Below are 19,195 nucleotides of genomic sequence, written 5' to 3' on the forward strand. Positions count from 1 at the left end.
CGTTTTTCTGCACATCTTTATTAGCTTTCACTGTTTTCCGCTTCATAAAGAAAAGCTTCTTCCAGAGTGAGAGGGAAAATATCGAGGAAGAGAGTTTCGCATGAAGCAAAAGCTTTTTCGATGTTCTCTTTGCTTTCCTTTATTATCAGACTGTAAACACTGCCGGTTTTTTCGGATTTTATAAGGTTAAGACCGGAAAGTGATTCCGGAGAGAAATCGGTTTTAAAAGCTGTGTTTACTTTGAAAAGCGTATTTTCTGAGCCTTCGTTCCTTATAAATTTTACAGTTTTACCGCTTATCATTGCTGCTGAATCGCATAGTGCGCTTACTTCGCTTATGTTATGGGAAGATATCACAACAGTCAGACCGTGGTCCATTACTTCATCAAAAATTATTCCCGTTACTGTTTTCTTCATTAGTATGTCTAATCCGTCAAAGGCCTCGTCCATCAGCAGATATTCAGTGCGTGCGGCGAGTCCGGCGATAATCAGGACCTGACGTTTCATACCCTTTGAGAAAACTGCCATTCTTTTGTCCGTGTCGAGTTTCAGCTTTTCACACAGTGTGTCAAAGAGTTCGTCTGAAAAGTTCGGGTAGTAGTTCTTTACGAAGGCCTTCAGCTGTTTCGGTGTCATGTCGGAATACCCGTCCACGCTGTCGCTGATGAAAAAAATCTTCTGCTTTACTGCAGCGTTGTCGTATACGGGTTCACCGCCGTAGGTTATCGTACCTTTGTCCGGTTTGTACACTCCGCTCATAAGACGCAGAAGCGTTGATTTTCCGGCACCGTTTACGCCGATAAGTCCGAATACGGAACCTTTTCTGATCTCAATGTCTATATTTTCAAGTATACTCGTTTTGTCTATCGATTTTGATATATTGCTTATCTTTATCATGGGTTACCTCCTTGCCGGTAAAACGTTTTTTTTCACTGAAGACGATCAGGATCCTCGGGAATGATTGTGCCCCTTGCTGCGGATCCGTACATATGATCAGGTGATCTTATCTATCCTTTTTTTCAGTTCTTCGACGGTAATTCCTGAACGCAAAGCCTCATGTACTGCCTTGTCGAAATCTTCAAGAATGCCTTCGCGTACCGCCGAGTGATCGACCGCTGCAACAAAGCATCCCCGCCCGGATACGGAATAAATGATCCCGTTTCTTTCAAGTTCCTGATAGGCCTTTGAAACTGTGTTCGGATTTACCCCGAGATCTTTGGCAAGCGTACGCACTCCGGGAAGCTGGTCGTTTTCAGACAGCATGCCTTTTATTATGAGTTCGCTTATTTTTTTATACAGCTGTTCATAAATAGGTACGCTGCTTTTTAAGTCAATACTTATCACTGCATCAGCCTCCTTCGTTGTATAATGTTCGGTACTTTTTTCTTAATAATAATCATCATCTGTTTTTTCAATCCATTCAACCTTTTCGGCGTTGCTGTTCTCAATCAGTTTATTGTAAAGATCAGCATATTCAGGCGGAAGCATGAGTCTGAATTTTACAGGTTTTTTGAGCCATACCATATTGCCTCCGTATGTGGAGGAATGGTCGGTTTCTTTATCAGTGCTTTCTTCATCAAAAACAACAGTAACAACAAAACAGTCTCTGGTATCGTAGTAACGCCAGTAGTACGACTTTGAAATTATTTTGTCAAGAGTGTTTTTATCAAAATCGGTAAGGACATATTCATAAGGATAGCGTCTTGTTGATGAAACATACGGAACAGAACTGCAGCCGAACAGTTCTTTTTCATATTCTGTTCTTCCGCAGAAGACCATGTATTTTTTGTCTGAAATATATTTTTTTATTTCTGAAGGTATATCAGAATATTTTACATGTTCGTTTCCGAAAATATTAACAGATAGTATTTCAGGCAATTCAAGTTCAGGATCGTTCATACTGTTTTTGTAATTTTCTTCGGCAATTTTGTATATTGCAGAACTCATATAATCTGTTATACATGGAGTAAAATCTGTTCTGTATCCTTTTCCATTTTTCATGGTGTATTTTATAGTTATATTTTCTGAGGTATCATAGTATACTTTGTCGGCATGATCCGCTGAAAATATATTATAATCGGAACAGAAAGTCTTACTTTCGGAACGTGTGCTGTAATAATTTTCTGTTTCTGCATCTTCTGATGATTTTCTTAGATCGTTATTCAGTTCTTTGTGAAGTCCGGTTATAAGTTTTATTGTTTCAGTATCGGTGTATGTACCGGAGAACGGTTTAAAATCTATTGTCGCTTCGGCCACAGCTCCTGCATAAGGAACATAGTACTTTGCTCCGAATGCTCCTGTTTCTGAAAAGACTGCGAAAAATCCGGCCGCGATAAAAAAAACGGCTGCTGGCAGAATAAGCTTTTTCGGAGACTGTATAAAGCGGACTTTTCGTTCTTTTACTGACAAAAGGATGAAATAGATAAAGAATGAGGCAAGCAGTGATAATATCAGAAAACGCAGAAGTTTCGGGGATGAAAATAAATATATTCTATCGTCTGCGATATAGGATATTACAGCAGTGGTAAGGCATGCGTAGACAGCACAGAACATAGGATGAAATGCAAAAGGTTTTCCTGTATCTTCCGCTTTTCTTCTTTTGAAAAGTATACCGGCTGCGCTAAAACAGAGTACGCTTAATGAAAGTATCCAGATCATCCAGTTTACTGTTCCGTACAGATATGGTGCTTCGTCGTACCAGTACAGGTATCTTACTGCATATAACAGCGCGCCTGGAGGACAGATACGTGAAAATATGTAGTCATAGTTTGAATATGCAATTGTTTCTCCTGATATTATACTGTCGATGTCTGAACACAGCAGATAAAGTGAATAGTTTGATATTACAAGGCTCGTTATATTTTCAGATACAGTTCCGCAGCAGACTGTGACAAGTACTGCAAAAGAATAGAGAAACAGCATTGCGATAAGAAACAGAAACTCGAATTTTACTATAACTTCCGGTGAGGGAACATAATATACATATATATTAAAAATATCTTCGAGATAATCAGTCTCAGGGTCAGAACGCAGTTCAGTGTTATACCATGAGATCAGCATAGGCAGAGTGAATATCAGGGAGATAACATACGGAAGGGTATATGTGATGAGTCCTGAAAGAAAATCAGCTGAGAAAAGCTGTTTTCTGTTTACAGGAAGAGACATGACAAGGTCTGATTCTGATCTTCTGTTAAGATAACGGAAGTTCCATATAGCTGTAAAAACTCCAGAAAAGAATGCAGCAGCAGCAATTATTACTGAAAGAAGGCTAAGATGTGAATACAGTGTCAGCGTTTCATCGTTGTACAGGTCAGCGGATGAAGCTGCGTTACTGTCCATGTTGAGTATCAGTCGGTTGGCAAGATCACGGAATAACAGGAATAACGGAATGCCGAGCATCTGCATAATAAAAGATACAATGAAAATTTTCCTGTTGTCTTTTAACTGCATACAGAATCGTTTTGAAAACGATGAATGTGTTTTTGTGCTTTGCCGTTCTGTTTTCTTTTTCATAAAATGCCTCCTTCGGGAAACGGTTTGTTTTTCAGTCAGCGGTTTCACCAGAGTATATACGTTATTCGATGACCATTTCGTTTTTGTTTCCGTCCGTATCAATCTTATACCATTTTACTTTTTCCGTTTTTGCAGACTTCATGAATTTTTCGTAAAGATCAGAGTATTCGGCAGGGAGGAAGAGCTGCCATGTTAAGTCTCCAATCGCAGGATTAGGTGTTTTCATACCGAAAACATAACAATCTTTCGTGTCAAAGTAATAAGGATAGTATGCTTTGGAAACTATTTCGCTGAACAATTCTTCATCATATTCTTTTATGACATATTCTTTAGGGTAAAGAGTGTTTGATGTAATGTAGTTTTCAAATCTGCGCCCGTATAGTTTTTCTGTAAAATCTGTGTTTCCGCAGAAAAGTATATAACCTCTGTTTTTCATGAAATTCATGAAATCCTGACTACTGTCCCTAAGCGAACGCATTATAGCACTGCCATCAGATATAAAAAAATCAAATTCTGAAAGGTCAGTAACACATGGTATATAAGAACGCTCGTATTCTTTTCCGTTTTTCAGACGGTAAGAGATCTTGATACTGTTATCGTTTCCGTACCTATTTAACTTTTCATTGTCATAGTCTGTCCGGAATAATAATACATCCGGATATCTTGCTGCATAATTATTCAGTGCATCAGGATCTGTGAGCGATGCCCGCAGATCGTTATTGAGTTCACGGTTTAAGTCTGTTATTTTCTTTATGTCATCTTTATCAGTGTAAGTGTTTTTTTTGTCTGGTCCGTAATCAGCAGGCCATAAAGGTGAGTGTATGCCTGCTTCGACGATGTCTGAAACGTCAGGAATACGGTACATTAAACCAAATCCTTCTGCGTTTATGCACACTACGTATATGATAAGTGATATACATGCCGCAGAAACAGGAAATATCATATTTTTTAAAGTACCTTCAAGGGTGATACGTCTTTTTCTGAAGAAAAACAGAATAAAGAATAAAATCAGTGAAAATGTGACAGCCAGAATAATCTTTATTATATCAGGAGTTGTGAAGTTGGAAAGGTGAAATTTGTAGTGGCTGCATACGGTATAAATTATACCGGCAGTGAAGCACATTACAACGGCGTGGAACAGTGCCGGAGCAGTGATGGTTTTTCCGGTGTCTTCTGCTTTTCTTTTTCCAAAAGCGATGAAAGAGACAAGAAAACATAACGAACTTATGATGAGACACCAGATGATCCAGCTTATTTCCACTTCTTTGCTTACAGTTGCCTGGTCGTACAGATACGCCAGATCACCTATGTCGGATAAAAGATGAATATGAGAGATCGCACCTGCAGGGCAGAGCCATGTAAATTCATATGGGAGTTTACCATCGTTCCATAAATTCGGGATAAAACTGTTTCTGAAAGAATAGACTGATACGCATAGTATGTACACAGCAATATTTGAAAGGATCAGATATACGACTGCATCGGTCAGTTTTCCGCAGCAGACGGAAATAAGTACGGAAAAAGTATAGAGATAGATCATCGCGATAAGAATTTCCGCACAGTTTAGTGATATGACGATGATCGTTTCATTTCCCATTCCTAAGAAAAAAACCATCAGACATGACAGCAGTGATATTATGACCAGCGGAACAGTGTATGAAAAAAGACCTGAAAGAAAATCTGCAAAGAAGAGCTGATTTTTATTGAGAGGCAGGGACATGTCGATATCCGTTTTTGATTTTCTGTAAAGATAACTGAATGATTTTAATGCTATCACTGCACCGAATAATATGGCCGGGATAAGCATGATCAGAGAGATTCTGCTGCCGTTTTCATAAATGTATTTCTGATTCTGATATGACAGGTTCATTTTGTCTATAAAATCTGTAGTCATATTCTTCATATACCAATTATCAGTCTCATCTTCCATGAATACTGAGAATAAGTACAGTGGCAGTCCGAGAAGCTGCAGTATGAATCCCATGATAAACAGTTTTCTGTTCTTTTTTATTTGCATATAAAATCGTCCCGCAAACGGACTTTTTACAGCCTGCGTTTTGTTTCCTTTCATACAATACCTCCTGTTCCCTGCGGTCAGCGTGGATTTTTTCTTTGATTCAGCTTTGTACTAAGTGTACTACTTCTGTTAGTACACTTAGTTTAACACAGTCTGAGTGAAATGTCAACAGGGTTGAAGCGAATTAGTGAAAAAACAACGTTATATAAAATAGAAACCTCAGTATAAATCTCGTATGCGTTAAAAAGGAAAACGATGGTTGACGAGATGGATTATATGTGCTATAATAACATTATATTACATATATGTTTTGAAAACGCTTATTGCAATACCAAACATGATGTGCTAAAATAATTATAAGAAATGAGGAAAAACACTATGTCAGAAAAGGCAGGTAACAACATCAAGCCATTCGAAGAGCTCACTATCAAGGACGATTTTATGTTCGGAGCGGTTATGAGTGAGGAAAAGAATCTTAAACCGCTGCTTGAATACATACTGGACATCAAAATCGATCACATCACATATCCGGAAAGGCAGAAAACTATCAGCGCCAACTATGGTTACAAAAGTGTCCGCCTTGATGTATACTGTGAGGATGATAACAATACGGTTTATAATATTGAGATTCAGGTTGCAAACAGGAAGGACCTGGCTAAGCGCATTCGTTACTATCATGACATGATAGACATTAACATCCTTGAACAGGGCAGAAAAGTTAGTGAACTGAAAAAGAGTATTGTGATTTTTATCTGTGATTTTGATTATTACGGGAAAAATCGGTATATGTATACGTTCAAAGGTCAGTGTCAGGAAGATAGCAGTGTTTATCTTGATGATGATACGCTTTCCGTTGTACTGTATATCAATGGTTCAGTCGGGAATATAAACGATGAACTGAAAGCGACTTTACAGTATATGGCGGGTAAGATACCGCCAAAGGGAAGTTATGCTGATAATCTTGACAAAGCCGTTAAAAAGGTTAAGATAAATGAGAAATGGAGGCGGGATTATATGACAATGGCAATGAAAATAGACGAAGAAAGAGATATAGCTGAATTTAAAAAGTCAGTTTCAGCAGTTAGAAAAGGCAGAGAACTGGTAAGCGATGAGGTTATGATGAATATGCTTTCTATAACCCGTGAGGAGCTTGATTCTATTTATCGTATGATTGATAACCATCCGGAAATGAGCGACTGGGATATAGCCAGAGAGATACTTCTTGGATGATAGACTTTGATTTGTTGTTTATAAACTGATAAAACCGTATATTTCTGAACGATGTTGTTTTCAGAAATATACGGTTTTTCTTTATGCTTTAGAATATTAACATAAAACCTTCGGAAAGAAGATCACAGGAATGATGTGATTTAACTTTCCGAAGCTTTTTCTTTTACAAACCCCCATCGGTGAAGGGGGTATACCAAACGAAAAGAAGCATAAGTTTGAAATGGAGATGATTGTTTCAAACACCCAACGGTGAAAGGGGTATATCAACCCGGTCCCGGAAAGATTCAAAGTCAGACTCAACGAAGGTTTCAAACACCCAATGGTGAAAGGGGTATATCAACCGTGGGGCAGTGTGCTATGTCTACGGAGACGATCCGTTTAAAGTTTCAAACACCCAATGGTGAAAGGGGTATATCAACCGCCCATAAGACAACCAACATGAATCTCCAAGCATAGTTTCAAACACCCAATGGTGAAAGGGGTATATCAACCCCCCCCTCGTAATTACGCGCTTTCAAGCGATTCCTTCTGATTTGTTTGTTAAATACCCCTAAAATGATGTCAAACGCCCACTGGCTACACTTAAATTATACCATATTTTCAGGGCAGTGTAAATAAATTTTTCAGTTATCACTTAATCAGATCTAAAATTTTATATTATTAATACAGAAGACAAAAACAGTCACGATTTCAGAAAGGATGATTTTATATGGCAAACAACTATTACAGCAGAAACTGCAGCGTAGCATTTATGGCAATGAAAATGATATGGTATTCACTTAACAATGGTGACATCAAGCCGTTTATGTAATGCCCGTTCTGAGCTGCAAAAATATTTTTTTTCATATATCACTTAACAGTACCGGAAAAATCATATTATATAAACAGAAGGGAGCTGATCAGAATGATGGTACTTGATCCTGAATATCTGTAAAAGCAAACTTAAGAAGACACAAATCAAAAACTACGTAAATACTAGGAGGAAACGAATATGTTAAATGAAATGATAGTAAAAACAGCCCTTGAAAACATCGCCAAAAACCCAGGAATGCTGAAGATGCCGAATATCCCATGGCCGGTAGTGGATGCAGGAGTGTTCTGGAACACGATAGGAGAAGGCGGAGGCTACAAGCTTGAACAGAATATGATAACCCAGCACTGCAGAATCCTTGACAGAAGCGGAATAAGACGAGGCTGGGGATCGGAAGCTGCGATGGAAAGACTGATGAATCAGATGGCAGGGTGTAATTAAAGGTTAGGGTGCAACAGTGAAAGGAAGTGATTGTATGCCAACCATTGATGTAAGCGTAAGCTGGTAGTGGAAGACATAAGTCGAAATGAAAGAGAGGTGAACGCTATGCCAAGCATTAGTGTCAGCGTAAGCTGGTGACGAAACAAAAATCTATATTGAAAGGCAGGTGAAATCGATGAAATACCCTACAATGGAAAACGCAATAAAGACAATAATAAGAGTAGTAGCAGGCAAGTAATCAGAAGTAAGTTCATTGTTTAGCGGAAAGGAAGTGATGATATGCCAACCATCGATGTAAGCGTAAGCTGGTAGTGAAAGGGAAAAATCCAAAATGAAAGAGGGGTGAATGGTATGCCAAGTATAGATTTCAGCGTCAGCTGGTAACAGAGCAGAAAAAACAGATTCAGATCGGAGGTGAGACAATGAGTGTAAGCGTCTAATAGACCGTGTCTTTTTTTGAAAAACAAAAAGCTGTATCATAGAAATACCGAGAGAATTGTATAACCTCAAGTATGAACTACGCAGTAGTGAAAATCGCACAAGTTATGCAACAGATCGGAAAAACTATGAAAAGACGTGATATGGATGACAGACAAACAGAGGTACCATTACGAACGCTGGAAGCTTCTCATTTCTGACCGTATGCAAAGTGGTATGAGTACGATCGAGTGGTGTGCAAGCCGAGGCGTTACGAAAGACGCTTACTACTACTGGATGAACAAGTTCAGAAAAGAAAATGTAGATGCGGCGATACAGAATCTTCCCGCGCAGATCAGTAAGACATCAGCTTTTGTGGAATTAAAAAGATCTGCAGCAGACATAGCGTCAAATTACAGCACTGAACAGACTTTTCAACTTCCGGCAGCGGTTATACGTCAGGAAGGTTTCAGTGTTGAGATATATCAGAACGCTTCTGCAGATATGATCAGAGCGCTGATTGAAGGTGTCAGAAATGTTCAGGCGTGATATTGCGATCAAAAAGATCATAGTTGCAACAGGCAGAACAGATATGAGAAAAGGAATTGACGGTCTGGTATCGCTTGTGCGTCTGAATTACGGAATGAATCCACTGGAAACAGGTACGATATTTCTGTTTTGCGGAAGAAGAAAAAACAAGATTAAATGTCTGGCGTTTGAAGGTGACGGATTCAGTTTATCAGTTAAACGTGTAACAGACGGATCTTTCAGTTGGCCGAACACGCCTAACGAAGTACTGGATCTGACCTTTGAACAGTATGACAGACTAATAACCGGATTTACAATTGAAAGTACAATCAAATCATAAAAAAGCGGTGTTCCGGATGAAAAAATCATCCGGAATATTTTTTAGTCAAATAGGTATATCTGTGCCTATTTGCTATTGACGAGCATCACGATTTATGGTATAATAATAAGTAACAGAAATACATTCAGGAGGTTCGAACTCATGTCGATAGTAAAAAGCAAAAACAAGAAAACAGGTGTAACTTACGTATATGAATCCACGTCATACTGGGACAAGGAAAAGCAGCAGCCAAGAGCACACAGAAGACTGATTGGAAAGATCGATGAAGAAACAGGAGATATCATACCAACTGGCAAAAGCGGGCGTCGTGATCCGAACGGTGTTGCGAAGCCAATAGAGCAGGTACTTGACGATACCATCCAGGACCTTAAGGAACAAGTATATGAGCAAAAGGTTCAGATAGAAAAGCTGAGTGCAGAAAACGATGCACTGAAGAAGAAAAATGAAAAGATACTGAAAGCATTCAGAGATGCACTGAATAAATTCGAAGACTGATACGAAAAGGAGCGCTTGACATGAAAGAAAACAAAATAGAAGAAATGCAAAGCGCTCTTGATGCAGCATATGCAATTATTGAAAATCTTCGTAAATCTAATGATGAAAAGGCTAAAACAATAGCAGGACTGGAAATATACAAAACAGAGAATGAAAGAGCAATGACTCAGATGGCAGAAGAATATCAGAAGATGAAAAAAGAATGTGACAGACTTAAGACTGAAAATTCATCGCTGAAAAAAGCACTTCAGCTGACAATAGAGAAAGAACAGCTGAAAACTAACGAGTTATTTGGAAGACACACAGAAAACATAGACAGTCTGATCAACAGTACGGTACCAGAAGAACTGATCGATGAAGCAGAAACTGAAGATACCAGCAGTAATACTGCGGTCAGAAACCGTGAAAACATAAAGCATGTACGCAAAACTGACAGTGGTCGCAAGAGAGCGCCTAAAAAACCTGTAGATTTATCACATCTGCCGGTGAGTGTGCGTTATCTGATAGATGTTGATCATCTTAATGCAGAATACGGAGAAGGCAACTGGAGAATAGCATACTGGAGCGAAAGCAAAAGAATCGAATATCCGCATAACAGTGCATTTGTGCTTAAAACATACAAACCCGTAATTTCATATGGACTTGAACACATCATGGCACGTGTTTCAAACTGTAATGAATTCTATCCGGGAAGTATGCTGTCTCCGTCGGTAATGGCGGAAATACTGTACCGCAAATACGCGCTGTTTCTGCCACTGTACAGAATAGAGCAGGCGTTCAGAAACGAAGGACTTGAACATATCTCAAGGCAGACTATGAGCAACTGGATAAGAGAAACAGTGAATACGTATCTATGGATGATATATGAATATATGATCGAACAGCTTATGAAGATAGAATATCATCAGTGCGATGAGACACCGCTGAAGGTAATAAACGACGGACGTCCGGCAGGTTCGATAAGCTATGTATGGCTTCATACAACGAGCGAACTGTGCGGTTGTAACCCGATAATCATTTACTGCTACGAAAAAACAAGAGGTACAGATCACTTAAGGGATTTCTACAGAGATTTTAAAGGTTTCATTACCAGTGATGCTTACTGCTCATACAAGGTCATTCATAAGGAATATGAAGAGATTATCATCGTATGCGGATGCCTTATGCATTATCCAAGAAGTATCGTTATCAGGGGAAAATCAATAATCTCACGCTATTAAGCAGTTCCATAAAAATCTCCCCCGATAACGATGCAGCTTTTTAAGTCAGAAAATCAGGAATCAGATTGTTTTTGGAATCCGCAATGGACGACTCCTCTTTCTTCAGAAACCACCTGTCATTCCATGCTTTAAGCTCTCTGTCCGCAGTTCTCTGAGAAATCTCTGCATATATCTGTGTGGTCTGGATAGATGAGTGGCCAAGGAAATTCTTCACAACAATAAGCGGCACTCCAGCTTCCAACATATGTGTTGCTGTCGTGTGACGCATAGAGTGCGGAGTGTAGCTTTTTTCTCTGAAATGTTCGGGATATTCTGCTTTTCCTTTTTCCACATACTTAAAGAATATTTCTTCAATGCAGGATACTGTCATCTTTTCATGCGTCTGACTTGAAAAGATGTGCCTATCATATTTATCCTGTATTTTTCTGTATTCAAGATAGCCTTTCAGGATAGCAGCCGCATCTGCCGGGATACTTATCTTTCGTACTTTACTGCCTTTACCTAGCAGCTTTACAGTAGCTTTATCGGTGAAAAAAACTCAAATCTCCGACTGTAAGCTCGCAAACCTCCTGTGCCCTTGCACCACTTGCATACATAAAACAAAGCAGTGCGCGATCTCTTTTGCCTATTGCAGTTTTTGAGTTAGGAAAAGATAGTAGCAGCTTTATCTCATCTCTTGTGAAATAGCTTCTTTTGGCGGCTATTCCTTTTTTCTGCGGTATCTTTAACAGACTTGCACGAAATATCGAAGCCGCTTCAAAATCTCTGTTCTGAGCATATTCTGAAAAGGCATTCAATACTGACAGCCTGTGATTTCGGGTAGATATACTGCACTTCCTTTCCGTTTCAAGCCAGTCAAGGAAATCGGTAATAATATCTGAAGTCAGATCTTCAAATCCGACCTCTCCGGCATTTATGTCTTTTTCGGAGTACATGAATTCAAGAAGAACACGGAACGCTGTCTTGTATGATTTTATCGTTGCGGGAGAAAGTCCCTTTGCTGTCGGAAGATATGTGCCGAACCAGCTTTCAAGCAGATTAAGAAATGAGCATGATTTTTTACGTTTCATGATCCACCTCTGGAAGAAGGTCTTTCATAAATTCACCAAAAAGCTCGGTCGTTTCGGGATACATCTCGCTGCTGAATTTCAAATATTTCTCTGTTTCATTCAGGCTGTCATGACCAAGGTATATCGAAAGGAACGGTACAGAATCGGTCATTGACATTCCGTACCGTTCTGTCTGCTTAAAAGACTTAAAAGCGAAAACGTGCCGCATACAGTGAAGGCAGGGACCTCTTTCATGCTTTTTTCTGTTTTTGAGTTCTATGCTGTTATCTTTCAGGATACGCTCGAATCTTCGTTTGACAGATCTGTCCGAAACATGATCTGTTCTGTCATTTCCCGGAAACAGCCATGCTTCTTCGTTTCTGACAAGACCCATCGCAAGACAGTATTTGATGAGAATATTCGTCATTTTTTCTGACATGGGAACAAGCCTGTGCTTATCACCTTTCGTGTTTACAAGCTTTATCACACCGTTTTCAAGATCGACGTCCTTCATCTTTATCCTGACAGTCTCGCCGATACGAAGTCCGCAGCAAAACAGAAGTCTTAATATCACAGGAAATTCTATCGGAAGATATATGCAGGCTTTTTTTGACTTGACGGTCGTGTTGTCAGCAGAGGCAAATAACTGTTCAAGCTCTTTATCGCTGAAAATATACGGAGAATAATCATCGTGTACTTTCGGAATCTCGGGTATGAATGCACTGTATCCATTCAGATTCAGATATTTTAGGAACTGCCTTATCACAATGACTTCACTCGCTATTGAAATGGATGCACCCTGCAAAGTCGATATCCATTTACACATGAACGATTCCGACAGGACATTTTCATCGGTTTGGATCTTGTCCGCAATATATCTATCAAAGCGTTTAAGGTAGCAAAGCTCATGCTTTCGGGCACTGTCACTCAATACCGCCGAGCGAAGTTCATAATACTGCGAAAGCTCTTTTTCATATTTGCTCACAAACATCTCAGACCCGCCTCCTTCCGCAAAGCAGATCAAGAAAAATGTCCGTAGGTTCAGGTGGGTCGAGAGCATATTTTCTCAGACGCTCGATGTCCGTTTTCACATAATGTTTTACTACATCGGGATCGGTATGCCCGAGTATCTTTCTTACAGTATCGTATGATGTACCGTTGCTGACAAGGTTGCTTGCAAGAGAAGACCTCAATGCATGAGGACCATGCTTTCTGCCTTTTACGTCTATGCCTGCGGATACGATACACTCCTTGACGATATGACGGATAATACCTGTGGTGAGCCTTATGTAAGGCGCTTTCACACTATGGAAAACGTAACCATCAGATAAACGAGAGCCTGCGTTTTCAATATGTGATTTTAATGCGAAAGAAACATCGTCCGGCATAAATACAGACAAGGGGGCGCCGGTCTTTTGCTGTATGATGTCAATGTGATTTGATATGAGATCTATTGAAGATAGCTTTAATTCGGCAATATCTCCGGAACGCAGGCCAGTTCGTGTTACCAAAAGAAAAATAGCAAGATTTCTTTTACCCGTGGATGTATCAAGGTTTATTGTGCTTTCCATCTTTTTTATCTCTTCCGGAGTGAATACGCTCGGAATTATTTGCCTGCGTTTGTAGTGAGGAACAATAGTGGATAAGTCTTTTATGATCAGCCCTTTTTCAAACAGATATCTAAGAAACTGACGTAGTGCTGCATATCCGTCTTTGTTGATGTAGATCAGACAGCTTTTTGCAACGATCTCGACAGTGAGCTCAGAAATATTATCGCAGCCGATATCCGAGAGAAATTGCAGGAATATCAGACAAAAGCGTTTTTTTTCATTGATAGTTCCGGGCTTGTTGCCGATTTCTGTGCAGTATTCCAAATAATCATTAATTACCCCTTCAAATGCAGGCGGAATATTGGGTGTTTTCATAGTACGGTGACAGCTGTAAGGGATACCATTCAGATGATCGTCAAGCCGTCTGATCATCAAAAGAACAATTCTGCGCCTGTGAGTATCGCAAGGATAATATTCTGAAACAAAAGCTTCTCCGACAGCTGGAGAATACTCGTTAATAGAATAATTTTCCATGAAAGAATATAGGCGAGCGTAAAATCTGCGATAATTGATAAGCGTAGAATCCATATATCCCAAGCTCTCAAGTTCGCCGATGACCGCCTCATACAGTGTCCTAAAGTACGTTTGTTTTTCGCTCATGATAAGCCTCCTGTTGTATTAAAATACAGGTCAAAATGACCTTGTATTCAGTATACAACAGGTATCGTTATTCGGGCAACCGGCTATGAAACCTCGTAATAGTGTGTGAATCTTGATTTTCCCCTGATAACGATACTTCTTGGATAATGCATATTATTCAAGATCTCGAATAACGCTCATCTACGCCGCAGATTTGTTGAGTCTCTGATATTGATAAACACTGGAAGTATGTCTGAAGAACAGGTAAACGAATTAACTGAAGTGATTGTTCTGAAGATGATAGGCGAAATATATGATGCTGACGAAGCTCTCAAGAATCTGTCAGCTGAAGAAAGAAAAGAGCGCAGAAATAAGGAAGTACGTCCGCTGATGGAAAAATTCTATGACTACATAGAAGAGTTAGACGTCAGTGATCCGCTTATGACCAACCGCTGTAAAGATGCAGTAGGATATGCTCTGCGTCAGAAGGAGTTTATCTTTAGATTCCTTGATGACGGACATATTCCGCTGGACAACGGATATGCCGAACGCTGTATCAAGTCCGTGGCACTGCTCAGAAAAGCATCATTGTTCTGTTACTCGGTTCAGGGGGCTGAGGACAGCATGATCGTTCACAGCATCGTCGAAACAGCCAGAGCTAATAAAGCGAATACATACTGGTATCTCCGCTACCTGTTTGAAACGCTTCCGGAAAAGCTCAATAAAACGGACAGAAGCTTCCTCAAAGAAATGATGCCTTGGTCAGAGGAATACAAGGCTTATGAGGAAACGCACAAACATAAAGCGGAATCGTATCTTGAATATGCAGATATGTCTGTAAAGCCTAAAACGCCAAGAAAAAAAGACAGGGTAACTGTTGCCTGATTAGGCTGACGTTAACCTGCTAGTGAATTCGAAAAATGCATACCTCATTTTATCAACGGACATCTTTGATGTCCGTTTTCTAATAGCACGCCGTAGGCGTTCCATTCTCGGAAAAAGTGGCGCCTGCGGCGCTAATCTAAAAAAACAGAGACTGCAAAAACAGCCTCTGTTTATTTTACCATATCAAATTCAGCTGTTAAAGACACGGCCTATTTGACGCTTACCAATGAGTAACGAACAGGAAACAAGAAAAGAGACAAAACAGGAATACGAACACAAGGAAAGCTACAGCTTCAGCTACGAAACATTTTCAGAATTATTCGGTGACGTCAAGGAAGCGCTCTTTAACATCGTATTCATGAAGTGATCAGTATAAAGCGTAAATAAAAGGCAGTAGTCCGTGCAAGGATTGCTGCCTTTGTTGCGTTTATAGATAACGAAAGCTTTGGAAAGATAATCACATAAACATCTATGTGGATTATCTATCCGAAGCTTTTTCTTTGGTTCAAACACCCAATGGTGAAGGGGGTATACCAAACAGGCAATTACCGCATCTTTGCTTTCAAAAACTCTATGGCGTTTCAAACACCCAATGGTGAAGGGGGTATACCAAACCTGATAATGATGCGTATATGTGGCAGATAGAATACTGTTTCAAACACCCAATGGTGAAGGGGGTATACCAAACGTCTTTCAATTCGGTTTAACCATTTCTCATCAGTTACTGTTTCAAACACCCAATGGTGAAGGGGGTATACCAAACATGGATGCAATTTAAAGAAGAATATCCGGAACATATAGTTTCAAACACCCAACGGTGAAAGGGGTATACCAAACTATTGTCACACAACTTAAAAGTATATTTTATTATGAAGTTTCAAACACCCAACGGTGAAAGGGGTATACCAAACCCCCTCGTAATTACGTGCTTTCAAGCGAATCTTTCTGATCTGTTTGTTAAATACCCCTGAAATAATGACAAACGCCCGCTGGCTATATTTAAATTATACCACATTTTCAGGGTAGTGTAAATAAATATTTCAGTTATCACTTAATCAGATCAGAAATTTTATATTATTAATACAGAAGACAAAAACAGTCACGAATTCAGAAAGGATGATCGTATATGGCAAACAACTATTACAGCAGAAACTACAGCGCAGCATTTATGGCAATGAAAATGATATGGTATTCACTTAACAATTGTGACATCAAGCCGTTTATGTAATGCCCGTTCTGAGCTGCAAAAATATTTTTTTCATATATCACTTAACAGCACCGGAAAAATCATATTATATAAACAGAAGGGAGCTGATCGAAATGATGGTACTTAATCCGGAATATCTTTAACAGCAACCTTAAGAAGACACAAATCAAAAAAACTACGTAAATACTAGGAGGACAAGAATATGTTAAATGAAATGATAGTAAAAACAGCCCTTGAAAACATCGCAAAGAACCCAGGAATGCTGAAGATGCCGAATATCCCATGGCCGGTAGTGGATGCAGGAGTGTTCTGGAACACGATAGGAGAAGGCGGAGGCTACAAGCTTGAACAGAATATGATAACTCAGCACTGCAGAATACTTGACAGAAGCGGAATAAGACGAGGCTGGGGATCGGAAGCTGCTATGGAAAGACTAATGAGGCAGATGGCAGGATGCAACTAAAGGTTAAGAAGCACCAGTGAAAGGAAGTGATGTTATGCCAACTATAGATGTAAGCGTAAGCTGGTAGTGAAAGACAAAATGTTTTTTCGATAACCTGACCGTCAGGATTAACTATACGTGCGATAAATTCTACTTTACTTTTATTTGAAGATGATTCACTCATGGTTGATTCCTACCTTATCTTTTGAAATTATGATATTTATATCATACCATATTTCCGTGACACTTGGTAGATGCTACTGATGAATCAAAAAAAATTCAACCGCACAGCTCGAAATATTTTTCAGATATCACTTAACAGCACCGGAAAATTCATACTATATAAACAGAAGGTAGCTGATCAGAATTATGGTACTTGATCCTGAATATCTTTAACAGCAACCTTAAGAAGTCACAAATCGAACACTACGAAAATAACAGGAGGAACGAGATTATGTTAAACGAAAATATTATAAGAGCCGCATTTGAAAAGCTTGCAAAGAATCCAATAATGAAGATGCCTAATATCCCATGGCCGGTAATGAATGCAGGAGCGTTCTGGAATACGCTAGGGGAATACGCGGGCTGTAAGTTTGAACAGAATCTGATAACCCAGCACTGCAGAATACTTGATAACTATGGAGTAAGAAGAGCATGGGGATCGGAGACAGCGATGGAAAGACTGATAATGCAAATGGCAGGATACGAAAGAAGTACGGACACTGAATAACGAAAGGAGTACAGATTATGAAACTACCTAAAATACCGTATTGCGGCAGAAGAGAATGCGATGAAAACAATTCCGAATGCAGAAGCTGTATGTACTTTTTTGATGATTACTGTGATTACTGGGATCTGCATTCGCCGAATGACTGTCCGTACTGTAATGGTACCGGGTATTCGTTCGATGGAGGACAGTGCGAAGAATGTTATGGAACAGGCGAAAAACAGTCATGATTTCAGAAAGGATGATCTTATATGGCAAACAACTATTACAGCAGAAACTACAGCGCAGCATTTATGGCAATGAAAATGATATGGTATTCACTTAACAATTGTGACATCAAGCCGTTTATGTAATGCCCGTTCTGAGTTGCAAAAATATTTTTTTCATATATCACTTAACAGCACCGGAAAATTCATATTATATAAACAGAAGGGAGTTGATCAGAATGATGGTACTTGATCCTGAATATCTTTAACAGCAACCTTAAGAAGACACAAATCAAAAAAACTACGTAAATACTAGGAGGACAAGAATATGTTAAATGAAATGATAGTAAAAACAGCCCTTGAAAACATCGCAAAGAACCCAGGAATGCTGAAGATGCCGAATATCCCATGGCCGGTAGTGGATGCAGGAGTGTTCTGGAACACGATAGGAGAAGGCGGAGGCTACAAGCTCGAACAGAATATGATAACTCAGCACTGCAGAATACTTGACAGAAGCGGAATAAGACGAGGCTGGGGATCGGAAGCAGCGATGGAAAGACTGATGAATCAGATGGCAGGACGTAATTAAAGGTTAAGACGCAACAGTGAAAGGAAGTGATTGTATGCCAACAATTGATGTAAGCGTAAGCTGGTAGTGGAAGACATAAGTCGAAATGAAAGAGAGGTGAACGCTATGCCAAGCATTAGTGTCAGCGTAAGCTGGTGACGGAACAAAAATCTATATTGAAAGGCAGGTGAAATCGATGAAATACCCTACAATGGAAAACGCAATAAAGACAATAATAAGAGTAGTAGCAGGCAAGTAATCAGAAGTAAGTTCATTGTTTAGCGGAAAGGAAGTGATGATATGCCAACCATCGATGTAAGCGTAAGCTGGTAGTGAAAGGGAAAAATCTAAAATGAAAGAGAGGTGAATGGTATGCCAAGTATAGATTTCAGCGTCAGCTGGTAACAGAGCAGAAAAAAACAGATTCAGATCGGAGGTGAGACAATGAGTAACGAACAGGAAACAAGAAAAGAGACAAAACAGGAATACGAACACAAGGAAAGCTACAGCTTCAGCTACGAAACATTTTCAGAATTATTCGGTGACGTCAAGGAAGCGCTCTTTAACATCGTATTCATGAAGTGATCAGTATAAAGCGTAAATAAAAGGCAGTAGTCCGTGCAAGGATTGCTGCCTTTGTTGCGTTTATAGATAACGAAAGCTTTGGAAAGATAATCACTTAAACATCTATGTGGATTATCTATCCGAAGCTTTTTCTTTGGTTCAAACACCCAATGGTGAAGGGGGTATACCAAACATTCGCAGCGTCTGTGACTGTCGCTATCGCTACTGTTTCAAACACCCAATGGTGAAGGGGGTATACCAAACATGTAATCAACACAGGAAACGACTACGAGATATAGTTTCAAACACCCAATGGTGAAGGGGGTATACCAAACCTCGTAATTACG

At 39.5% G+C, this 19,195-nt stretch carries 21 protein-coding genes and 3 CRISPR repeat arrays; of the genes, 13 read left to right on the forward strand and 8 right to left on the reverse strand.

Annotation, left to right across the window (positions count from 1 at the left end; genetic code table 11):
- Positions 1-20: 20 nt before the first annotated feature.
- The 4 genes from CC97_RS14890 to CC97_RS14905 all read right to left on the reverse strand — a co-directional run bounded on the left by CC97_RS14890 (position 21) and on the right by CC97_RS14905 (position 5,583).
- The gene (locus tag CC97_RS14890) at positions 21-896 is read right to left on the reverse strand and encodes an ABC transporter ATP-binding protein (RefSeq protein ID WP_044975861.1); all 876 of its coding nucleotides are present in this window, start codon (positions 894-896) and stop codon (positions 21-23) included.
- Positions 897-992: 96 nt separating this feature from the next.
- Complete coding sequence (locus CC97_RS14895; RefSeq protein ID WP_044975863.1) at positions 993-1,343, reverse strand: GntR family transcriptional regulator; 351 nt, start codon at positions 1,341-1,343, stop codon at positions 993-995.
- A gap of 42 nt (positions 1,344-1,385) precedes the next feature.
- Complete coding sequence (locus CC97_RS14900; RefSeq protein ID WP_044975865.1) at positions 1,386-3,512, reverse strand: ABC transporter permease; 2,127 nt, start codon at positions 3,510-3,512, stop codon at positions 1,386-1,388.
- A 61-nt stretch (positions 3,513-3,573) separates the two neighbouring features.
- Complete coding sequence (locus tag CC97_RS14905) at positions 3,574-5,583, reverse strand: ABC transporter permease (RefSeq protein ID WP_044975867.1); 2,010 nt, start codon at positions 5,581-5,583, stop codon at positions 3,574-3,576.
- A gap of 324 nt (positions 5,584-5,907) precedes the next feature.
- Here CC97_RS14905 and CC97_RS14910 point away from each other — a divergent pair, with 324 nt between their 5' ends.
- From CC97_RS14910 to CC97_RS19090, 6 genes are all read left to right on the forward strand, one after another.
- Complete coding sequence (locus tag CC97_RS14910; protein WP_044975869.1) at positions 5,908-6,759, forward strand: Rpn family recombination-promoting nuclease/putative transposase; 852 nt, start codon at positions 5,908-5,910, stop codon at positions 6,757-6,759.
- Positions 6,760-6,921: 162 nt separating this feature from the next.
- Positions 6,922-7,251: a CRISPR direct-repeat array (repeat unit 37 nt; unit sequence GTTTCAAACACCCAATGGTGAAAGGGGTATATCAACC).
- Positions 7,252-7,750: 499 nt separating this feature from the next.
- Positions 7,751-8,011 carry a hypothetical protein gene (locus tag CC97_RS14915; protein WP_049962948.1) on the forward strand — a complete coding sequence of 87 codons (261 nt, stop codon included), beginning with the start codon at positions 7,751-7,753 and terminating at the stop codon, positions 8,009-8,011.
- A 585-nt stretch (positions 8,012-8,596) separates the two neighbouring features.
- A complete protein-coding gene (locus tag CC97_RS14920; RefSeq protein ID WP_044975870.1) occupies positions 8,597-8,977 on the forward strand; it encodes a hypothetical protein in 381 nt (126 codons plus the stop codon).
- Entirely contained in the window at positions 8,964-9,296 is a 333-nt protein-coding gene (gene tnpB, locus CC97_RS14925) for an IS66 family insertion sequence element accessory protein TnpB (RefSeq protein ID WP_044975872.1), read from the forward strand. The genes CC97_RS14920 and tnpB overlap by 14 nt, the downstream gene beginning before the upstream one ends.
- Positions 9,297-9,437: 141 nt before the next feature.
- Positions 9,438-9,791: a hypothetical protein gene (locus tag CC97_RS14930; protein ID WP_044975874.1), complete on the forward strand. Its 354-nt coding sequence runs from the start codon at positions 9,438-9,440 to the stop codon at positions 9,789-9,791.
- Between the two features lie 20 nt (positions 9,792-9,811).
- Positions 9,812-11,011: a transposase gene (locus tag CC97_RS19090; RefSeq protein WP_049962949.1), complete on the forward strand. Its 1,200-nt coding sequence runs from the start codon at positions 9,812-9,814 to the stop codon at positions 11,009-11,011.
- 40 nt (positions 11,012-11,051) lie between these two features.
- On the opposite strand, the gene CC97_RS21400 is transcribed toward CC97_RS19090, so the two are convergent.
- Genes CC97_RS21400 through CC97_RS19095 form a run of 4 tightly spaced genes read right to left on the reverse strand, consistent with a single transcriptional unit; the run spans position 11,052 to position 14,270 of the window.
- Positions 11,052-11,519, reverse strand: a complete 468-nt coding sequence (locus CC97_RS21400; protein ID WP_347493874.1) for a tyrosine-type recombinase/integrase — start codon at positions 11,517-11,519, stop codon at positions 11,052-11,054.
- 13 nt (positions 11,520-11,532) lie between these two features.
- Positions 11,533-12,081 (reverse strand): phage integrase SAM-like domain-containing protein, encoded by a 549-nt coding sequence (locus CC97_RS21405; protein WP_278245342.1) that lies wholly within the window; start codon positions 12,079-12,081, stop codon positions 11,533-11,535.
- Entirely contained in the window at positions 12,071-13,051 is a 981-nt protein-coding gene (locus CC97_RS14945; protein ID WP_044975876.1) for a tyrosine-type recombinase/integrase, read from the reverse strand. The genes CC97_RS21405 and CC97_RS14945 overlap by 11 nt, the downstream gene beginning before the upstream one ends.
- 1 nt (position 13,052) lies before the next feature.
- Entirely contained in the window at positions 13,053-14,270 is a 1,218-nt protein-coding gene (locus CC97_RS19095; protein ID WP_049962950.1) for a tyrosine-type recombinase/integrase, read from the reverse strand.
- Between the two features lie 162 nt (positions 14,271-14,432).
- Here CC97_RS19095 and CC97_RS14955 point away from each other — a divergent pair, with 162 nt between their 5' ends.
- The 7 genes from CC97_RS14955 to CC97_RS20325 all read left to right on the forward strand — a co-directional run bounded on the left by CC97_RS14955 (position 14,433) and on the right by CC97_RS20325 (position 18,869).
- Entirely contained in the window at positions 14,433-15,134 is a 702-nt protein-coding gene (locus tag CC97_RS14955) for a transposase (protein ID WP_278245360.1), read from the forward strand.
- A 226-nt stretch (positions 15,135-15,360) separates the two neighbouring features.
- Positions 15,361-15,501: a hypothetical protein gene (locus tag CC97_RS20320; protein ID WP_156036930.1), complete on the forward strand. Its 141-nt coding sequence runs from the start codon at positions 15,361-15,363 to the stop codon at positions 15,499-15,501.
- Positions 15,502-15,636: 135 nt separating this feature from the next.
- Positions 15,637-16,045: direct repeats of the CRISPR family, unit length 37 nt; unit sequence GTTTCAAACACCCAATGGTGAAGGGGGTATACCAAAC.
- A 498-nt stretch (positions 16,046-16,543) separates the two neighbouring features.
- Complete coding sequence (locus tag CC97_RS14960) at positions 16,544-16,804, forward strand: hypothetical protein (protein ID WP_049962951.1); 261 nt, start codon at positions 16,544-16,546, stop codon at positions 16,802-16,804.
- A 433-nt stretch (positions 16,805-17,237) separates the two neighbouring features.
- A complete protein-coding gene (locus tag CC97_RS14965; protein WP_044975880.1) occupies positions 17,238-17,513 on the forward strand; it encodes a hypothetical protein in 276 nt (91 codons plus the stop codon).
- Positions 17,514-17,530: 17 nt separating this feature from the next.
- A complete protein-coding gene (locus CC97_RS14970) occupies positions 17,531-17,740 on the forward strand; it encodes a hypothetical protein (protein ID WP_044975882.1) in 210 nt (69 codons plus the stop codon).
- A gap of 304 nt (positions 17,741-18,044) precedes the next feature.
- Positions 18,045-18,305: a hypothetical protein gene (locus CC97_RS14975; protein WP_049962952.1), complete on the forward strand. Its 261-nt coding sequence runs from the start codon at positions 18,045-18,047 to the stop codon at positions 18,303-18,305.
- Positions 18,306-18,728: 423 nt separating this feature from the next.
- The gene (locus CC97_RS20325) at positions 18,729-18,869 is read left to right on the forward strand and encodes a hypothetical protein (protein WP_156036930.1); all 141 of its coding nucleotides are present in this window, start codon (positions 18,729-18,731) and stop codon (positions 18,867-18,869) included.
- 133 nt (positions 18,870-19,002) lie between these two features.
- Positions 19,003-19,185: direct repeats of the CRISPR family, unit length 35 nt; unit sequence TTCAAACACCCAATGGTGAAGGGGGTATACCAAAC.
- The last annotated feature ends 10 nt before the right edge of the window (positions 19,186-19,195 follow it).

This window comes from Ruminococcus sp. HUN007 (assembly GCF_000712055.1).
Lineage (GTDB): Bacteria > Bacillota > Clostridia > Oscillospirales > Ruminococcaceae > HUN007.

Coding starts and splice junctions, on each gene's coding strand:
- CC97_RS14900 (WP_044975865.1), bottom strand. CDS start 3,512: ATGAAAAAGAAAACAGAACGGCAAAGCACAAAAACACATTCATCGTTT.
- CC97_RS14960 (WP_049962951.1), top strand. CDS start 16,544: ATGTTAAATGAAATGATAGTAAAAACAGCCCTTGAAAACATCGCAAAG.
- CC97_RS14975 (WP_049962952.1), top strand. CDS start 18,045: ATGTTAAATGAAATGATAGTAAAAACAGCCCTTGAAAACATCGCAAAG.
- CC97_RS21405 (WP_278245342.1), bottom strand. CDS start 12,081: ATGAAACGTAAAAAATCATGCTCATTTCTTAATCTGCTTGAAAGCTGG.
- tnpB (WP_044975872.1), top strand. CDS start 8,964: ATGTTCAGGCGTGATATTGCGATCAAAAAGATCATAGTTGCAACAGGC.
- CC97_RS14905 (WP_044975867.1), bottom strand. CDS start 5,583: ATGAAAGGAAACAAAACGCAGGCTGTAAAAAGTCCGTTTGCGGGACGA.
- CC97_RS14965 (WP_044975880.1), top strand. CDS start 17,238: ATGTTAAACGAAAATATTATAAGAGCCGCATTTGAAAAGCTTGCAAAG.
- CC97_RS20320 (WP_156036930.1), top strand. CDS start 15,361: ATGAGTAACGAACAGGAAACAAGAAAAGAGACAAAACAGGAATACGAA.
- CC97_RS14910 (WP_044975869.1), top strand. CDS start 5,908: ATGTCAGAAAAGGCAGGTAACAACATCAAGCCATTCGAAGAGCTCACT.
- CC97_RS14930 (WP_044975874.1), top strand. CDS start 9,438: ATGTCGATAGTAAAAAGCAAAAACAAGAAAACAGGTGTAACTTACGTA.
- CC97_RS14920 (WP_044975870.1), top strand. CDS start 8,597: ATGACAGACAAACAGAGGTACCATTACGAACGCTGGAAGCTTCTCATT.
- CC97_RS20325 (WP_156036930.1), top strand. CDS start 18,729: ATGAGTAACGAACAGGAAACAAGAAAAGAGACAAAACAGGAATACGAA.
- CC97_RS14945 (WP_044975876.1), bottom strand. CDS start 13,051: ATGTTTGTGAGCAAATATGAAAAAGAGCTTTCGCAGTATTATGAACTT.
- CC97_RS14970 (WP_044975882.1), top strand. CDS start 17,531: ATGAAACTACCTAAAATACCGTATTGCGGCAGAAGAGAATGCGATGAA.
- CC97_RS14915 (WP_049962948.1), top strand. CDS start 7,751: ATGTTAAATGAAATGATAGTAAAAACAGCCCTTGAAAACATCGCCAAA.
- CC97_RS14890 (WP_044975861.1), bottom strand. CDS start 896: ATGATAAAGATAAGCAATATATCAAAATCGATAGACAAAACGAGTATA.
- CC97_RS19090 (WP_049962949.1), top strand. CDS start 9,812: ATGAAAGAAAACAAAATAGAAGAAATGCAAAGCGCTCTTGATGCAGCA.
- CC97_RS19095 (WP_049962950.1), bottom strand. CDS start 14,270: ATGAGCGAAAAACAAACGTACTTTAGGACACTGTATGAGGCGGTCATC.